Source organism: Peptoniphilus sp., assembly GCF_034090345.1.
GTDB lineage: Bacteria > Bacillota > Clostridia > Tissierellales > Peptoniphilaceae > Peptoniphilus.
This window is the reverse complement of the sequence record NZ_JAXDSS010000059.1, coordinates 1-5482: the sequence shown is the minus strand read 5'-3', so window position 1 is coordinate 5482 and position 5482 is coordinate 1. Positions and strand designations below refer to the sequence as shown.

Sequence of the window (5482 nt, the reverse complement as noted above, 5' to 3'; positions counted from 1 at the left end):
ACGAAAAAACAGCAAACGAAAAACTAGAAAAAATGCGAAACGAATACTTTAGACTACACAGAGAATTCGACAGATACAACAACTACGAAAACCTAAACAACCTAAAAACAATAAACGATAACGCAGGAGTACAACCGGTAGAAGTATCAGACGACCTATACAACCTAATAGAAACAACCCTAGAACGAGAAAAAACAATAACAAACAAAGTAAACATAGCAATGGGACCAATAATAGACATATGGACAAAATACAGAGAAGCCCACTTAGACGGAGGAGAAGCAGAAGCAATAAAACAATTCGGACACCCATTACCGGAAAAAGAAGAACTAGAAGCATTAAGAAACCTAACAGACACAACAAAAATAAAAACAGACAAAAAAACCAAAACAATCTATATAGAAAAAGGAATGAAACTGGACCTGGGAGCAGTAGCAAAAGGATACGCAACAGAAAAAATAGGAGAATACGCAAAACAAATAGGAGTAAAAAGCGGACTAATATCAGCAGGAGGAAATGTAAAACTAATAGGGAACCACCCAATAAAAGAAACATACACAGTAGCCATACAAAACCCAAACGACAAAGGAGACAACAGCACATTCCTAGCCGTACTGAACCTAAACGACACATCAGTAGTAACAAGCGGAGACTATCAAAGATACTTCGAATACAAAGGAAGAAAATACCACCACATAATAGACCCTAAGACAATGTATCCGGAAGGAGACTACAACTCAATAAGCATAATCACAAAAGACTCAGGACTAAGCGATTACCTATCAACAACACTATTCTTGAGTACAGAAGACGAGATCAAAAAAATTAGCAAAGAACAAGATGTTGAAGTTATATGGAATACACTTTCCGGGGAGTTAAAAGAGACCGGGAATATGTTAGAAGGTGAAAAATGAGAAATAATACTAGAGGACTATTTATACATCTGATTGTTGTAGTGTTTATGTTTGGAATTGCAACATTGATAAATCTAAATCAAACTTTATTAAAGATATTTTATGGGAATTTAATATTTAAAATTATAATTTCAATTATTCCTTTAATATTGTACTACAATTTTGGGAAAGGTCTTTCTAAAAAAGCTAACTCTAAGCTGGATTTCTTTTCTGGGAACATTATAGTTTTATTGTTTTTAATATTGGCTATAATTTCGCTAATAGGAATGCATTCAAAAGAGGGATTTGAAGTTGCAGGTAATCTTTGGAGATTACCAATGGATTTATTTATGTTTCCTTTTGTATATCCTATGGAAGTGCTGGGAATAGATTCAAATTATTTATTTCTTTTCATTAGTTCATTGATTCCAACTATAGTATTTGGTATATCGATAAAACGAGAGAGAGTTAAAATTAATAGACGTAGAAAAATGATGGAAATGAGAAAAAGAAAAAATGAAAGATAATAGATATCTATCTTTTATGCTTCTAATAATTTTAGTTATAATTTACATCTATTTAAAAAGCAGCAGTGAATTAATAATAGATAATTATAATGAAATTATTGTGACAAAAGTAATAGATGGAGATACAGTAATAACAAGTAATGGAGAAAAAATAAGAATAATAGGTATAAATTCTCCAGAAATTTCTAAAAAAGAATATCTATCTTTAGAAGCTAAAGATTTAGCTGAAAAGATAATGCTCAATAAAAAAGTTTTTATAGAAAAAGATGTAGAAACAATAGATAAATATGGTAGAATACTTGGATATATATGGTTAGAAATACCAAATGAATTGAATAAAGAGACTATAGAAAATTTAAATTATTCTGGCATAGCTTTAAGATACGGTCTTGCTAGGGTCTACACTTTTAAACCAAATGATAAATATCAAAAAATATTTAATAATATACAAAAGAAAGCTATGAAAGAAAAGAATGGAATGTGGGAATATTCAATTGAAGGAACTACAAGAGGTAATGTGTTAGAATGAAGGAGGCTTTATGAGTTATAATTATGATCCAAAAATGCTATATGATACAACTGTAGCAAAGTTAGAAGGAATAGGAGTTAAGCTTAAAGATATTGCTGAAATAGTACTTTTATTACAAAAAGAATATGTTGAAGATTTAACATTGGATGAATGTTTAGAAAACATAGAAGCGGTACTAAAGAAAAGAGAAGTGGTTCATGCTGTATTAACAGGACTTGCTATAGATGAAATGGCGCAAAAACAACTATTACCGGAACCTATTCAAACAATTATTGCAAAAGACGAAAAATTGTATGGTATAGATGAAGTTTTGCCACTTGGGATTGTAAATTTATATGGAACTATAGGTCTTACTAATTTTGGATACTTAGATAAAAAGAAAATAGGTATTATTGATGAATTAGATAAGAGAAAGAAAAAATCAGACTCACTTAAGAATGTAGAGACATTTGCAGATGATTTAATAGCAGCTATAGCAGCTGCAGCAGCTGCAAGAATAGCACATACACGTCAAAAATAGGAGGAATGTAGATGAAAGTTACTATTTGTATGGGATCTAGATGTACACTTATGGGGGCAAACGCGATATATGACGCAGTAGAATTACTACAAAATGATATTTGTGGACCAGAGTCAGATTATTGCTCAGCTGAAAATTTAGAGATAGAATTGGGACAATGCTTGAATGGTGAGTATTGCAATCCTGAAGAAGAATCGACAAATGCTCCAGTTGTGATAATAGATGATGAAATTATTTTTAGAGCTACTCCACAAGAAGTAAGTGAAAAAATTATAAATAAATTAAGAAGCTGAGGTAAGAATGAAAGAGACGTATCAAAGTATTGTAGATATTAGAAGAAAGGTATTTGCTGAAGTAGCCAGAATTGCTTATTATGATATAGATATTTCAGAACTTGAAGATTCTTCTTATAGAATTGTACCCGGTGAAGTCGCAAAGTATAGAGAGGATATTTTCAGAGAAAGAGCTGTTGCAGACGAGAGATTAAGACTTGCAATGGGAATGGATGCCAGAGAAATATCTGTATATAAAAAGCTCACAGATGGTTTTGATAAAGTAGATATAGATACTAATGCCTATGAAAAACCCTTGATTAATGTAATAAAATTTGCTTGTGAAGCATGTCCTACAAAAGCTCATGTAGTTACGGACAACTGTAGAAAATGTATGGCACATCCATGTACAAATGTATGCCCTGTAAATGCAGTGTCTGTTGGGAGATCAAGAGCTCATATAGACAAAGAAAAATGTATAAATTGTGGCAGATGTAAAGAAGCATGTCCATATAGTGCAATTGTTATGTATGAAAGACCCTGTGCAGCCGTTTGTGGGGTTGATTGTATAAGCTCTGATGAATATGGTAGAGCAGAAATAAATCACGATAACTGCGTAGCTTGTGGGAGGTGTATAGCTAGTTGCCCATTTGGAGCAATAGCTGATAAAACTCAAATATATCAACTTATAAAAGCTATAAAATCAGGAAAGAGAATTTATGCTGCAGTTGCACCTTCTTTTGTTGGACAATTCGGTGCTAACTCATCTCCGGCACAAATAGTTGAAGGGATCAGACAATTAGGATTTGAAGATGTAGTAGAAGTTTCTCTTGGAGCGGACGTTACAACTATGAATGAAGCTAAGGAGTATATACATAGAGTACCAAATGATATTCCATTTATGGGAACATCATGCTGTTTTTCTTGGGCGTTAATGGTAAAAAATAAATTCCCGGAACTTTCTGGACAAATTTCAGATTCGGGGTCCCCTATGAGATACACTGCTGAATATATACATGAAAAAGACCCTGAAGGAATAATTTGTTTTATCGGTCCTTGTACATCTAAGAAGTTAGAGGCTTTAGATACTAAAGTTAAATCACATGTTGACTTTGTAATAACATTTGAAGAGCTTATGGGTATGTTTGTAGCTAAAGGAATAGAACTTTCAGAAATAGTTATTGAAAATGATGTTAAAGATGCATCAGCATTGGGAAGGGGATACCCAATTGCTGGCGGAGTTGCAGAAGCTGTAAAACAAGTTGCATTGGAATTAGAACCTGATAGAGAAATTAATATAGTAGGAGCTAATACACTACAAGAGTGTGTAAAAATGGTAAAAATAGCCAAAGCTGGAAAATACAATGGTTATTTATTAGAGGGAATGGCTTGTCCTGGTGGATGTATAGCAGGCGTAGGAACCATGGCATCTGTAACAAGAGTTAAAAAAGATGTTCAAAAATTTATGAAAGAATCTGATATATATTCTCCACTTGAAAATGAAAAGATAGAAAAATAATAGGTATTTAAATTTATAATTAATTCAATTGTAAATTTAAAAATTAAATTCCCTAAAACACTTGACCTGTAGAGGTTTATGTATTAAAATAATAGGAGTGTTTTAAAAGCCCCGGAAAACTTTAAAACAGGAGGAAATCTATGAAAACTTATATGGCTAAAGCCAATGAAGTAGATAGAAAATGGTATGTAGTAGATGCAACTGATAAGGTGCTAGGAAGACTTAGTTCTGAAATAGCGTCTATCCTAAGAGGAAAGAATAAGGTAATATATACACCTCATGTGGATACAGGTGATTATGTTATCGTAATTAATGCTGATAAGATAAAACTTACAGGAAATAAGTGGGAACAAAAAATCCATGCTTATCATACTGGATATCCAGGTGGAAGACGTGAAATTGCCTACAAACAACTCAGAGAGAAACACCCTGAAAGAATGGTAGAATATGCTGTAAAGGGTATGCTTCCTAAGTCAAGGCTTGGAAGACAGATGTTTACAAAGCTAAAGGTATATGCTGGTGCGGAACATCCTCATGAAGCTCAAAAACCTGAAGTATTGGAAATCAACTGAGGAGGTAGGAAATGGAAAGAACTCAATATAGAGGAACTGGAAGAAGAAAGAAATCTATAGCTCAAGTTAGACTTCTACCAGGAAATGGTAAATTTACTGTAAACAATAGAGATATTGAAGATTATTTTGATTATGCAACTCTTATAACTGTTGCTAAGGCGCCTCTTGAACTTACTGAAACAGTTGCTCAATTTGATGTAATTGTTAAAGTACAAGGTGGTGGATACACTGGTCAAGCAGGAGCTATCAGACATGGTATTGCTAGAGCTCTTCTTGAAGTGGATCCGGAACATAGATCTATTCTTAAAAAAGCTGGATTCCTAACTAGAGATCCAAGAATGAAAGAAAGAAAGAAATATGGTTTAAAGAAAGCAAGACGTGCTCCACAATTCTCAAAGAGATAAAAATATTTTTCATACAAAAAATCAGAACCTTTGGAAACACCAACTTCCAAGGGTTCTATTTTTTTATCGTATCAGTACATATCACTAAAAACCACTAAAAATCGGTTCGTAATATACACAAAATATACGTATAATATACAAAATGTATTATATCTCTATCGTCTCAATCGCTGTAATTAACTGGCTTAAGTCTTTATGGATATAGGTTTTATCTGTTATATTTGTAGAAGAGTGGCCGAGAATTTT

Annotated in this window: 8 protein-coding genes; all 8 read left to right on the top strand. The window is 32.8% G+C overall.

What is annotated here, in order from left to right; genetic code table 11:
- A partial coding sequence (locus SOR77_RS05060; protein ID WP_320636088.1) for an FAD:protein FMN transferase occupies nt 1-914 on the top strand: 914 nt, incomplete at its 5' end.
- Nucleotides 911-1420 carry a hypothetical protein gene (locus SOR77_RS05055; RefSeq protein WP_320636087.1) on the top strand — a complete coding sequence of 170 codons (510 nt, stop codon included), beginning with the start codon at nt 911-913 and terminating at the stop codon, nt 1418-1420. The genes SOR77_RS05060 and SOR77_RS05055, both read left to right, overlap by 4 nt.
- Nucleotides 1410-1949 (top strand): thermonuclease family protein, encoded by a 540-nt coding sequence (locus tag SOR77_RS05050; RefSeq protein ID WP_320636086.1) that lies wholly within the window; start codon nt 1410-1412, stop codon nt 1947-1949. The genes SOR77_RS05055 and SOR77_RS05050 overlap by 11 nt, the downstream gene beginning before the upstream one ends.
- 10 nt (nt 1950-1959) lie before the next feature.
- Nucleotides 1960-2469, top strand: a complete 510-nt coding sequence (locus SOR77_RS05045; protein ID WP_320636085.1) for a phosphatidylglycerophosphatase A — start codon at nt 1960-1962, stop codon at nt 2467-2469.
- An 11-nt stretch (nt 2470-2480) separates the two neighbouring features.
- Nucleotides 2481-2762: a (2Fe-2S) ferredoxin domain-containing protein gene (locus tag SOR77_RS05040; protein ID WP_320636084.1), complete on the top strand. Its 282-nt coding sequence runs from the start codon at nt 2481-2483 to the stop codon at nt 2760-2762.
- A gap of 7 nt (nt 2763-2769) precedes the next feature.
- Nucleotides 2770-4260: a 4Fe-4S dicluster domain-containing protein gene (locus SOR77_RS05035; protein WP_320636083.1), complete on the top strand. Its 1491-nt coding sequence runs from the start codon at nt 2770-2772 to the stop codon at nt 4258-4260.
- Nucleotides 4261-4400: 140 nt separating this feature from the next.
- Entirely contained in the window at nt 4401-4832 is a 432-nt protein-coding gene (gene rplM, locus SOR77_RS05030) for a 50S ribosomal protein L13 (RefSeq protein ID WP_320636082.1), read from the top strand.
- An 11-nt stretch (nt 4833-4843) separates the two neighbouring features.
- A complete protein-coding gene (gene rpsI / locus SOR77_RS05025) occupies nt 4844-5236 on the top strand; it encodes a 30S ribosomal protein S9 (protein WP_004823127.1) in 393 nt (130 codons plus the stop codon).
- Nucleotides 5237-5482 lie beyond the last annotated feature (246 nt).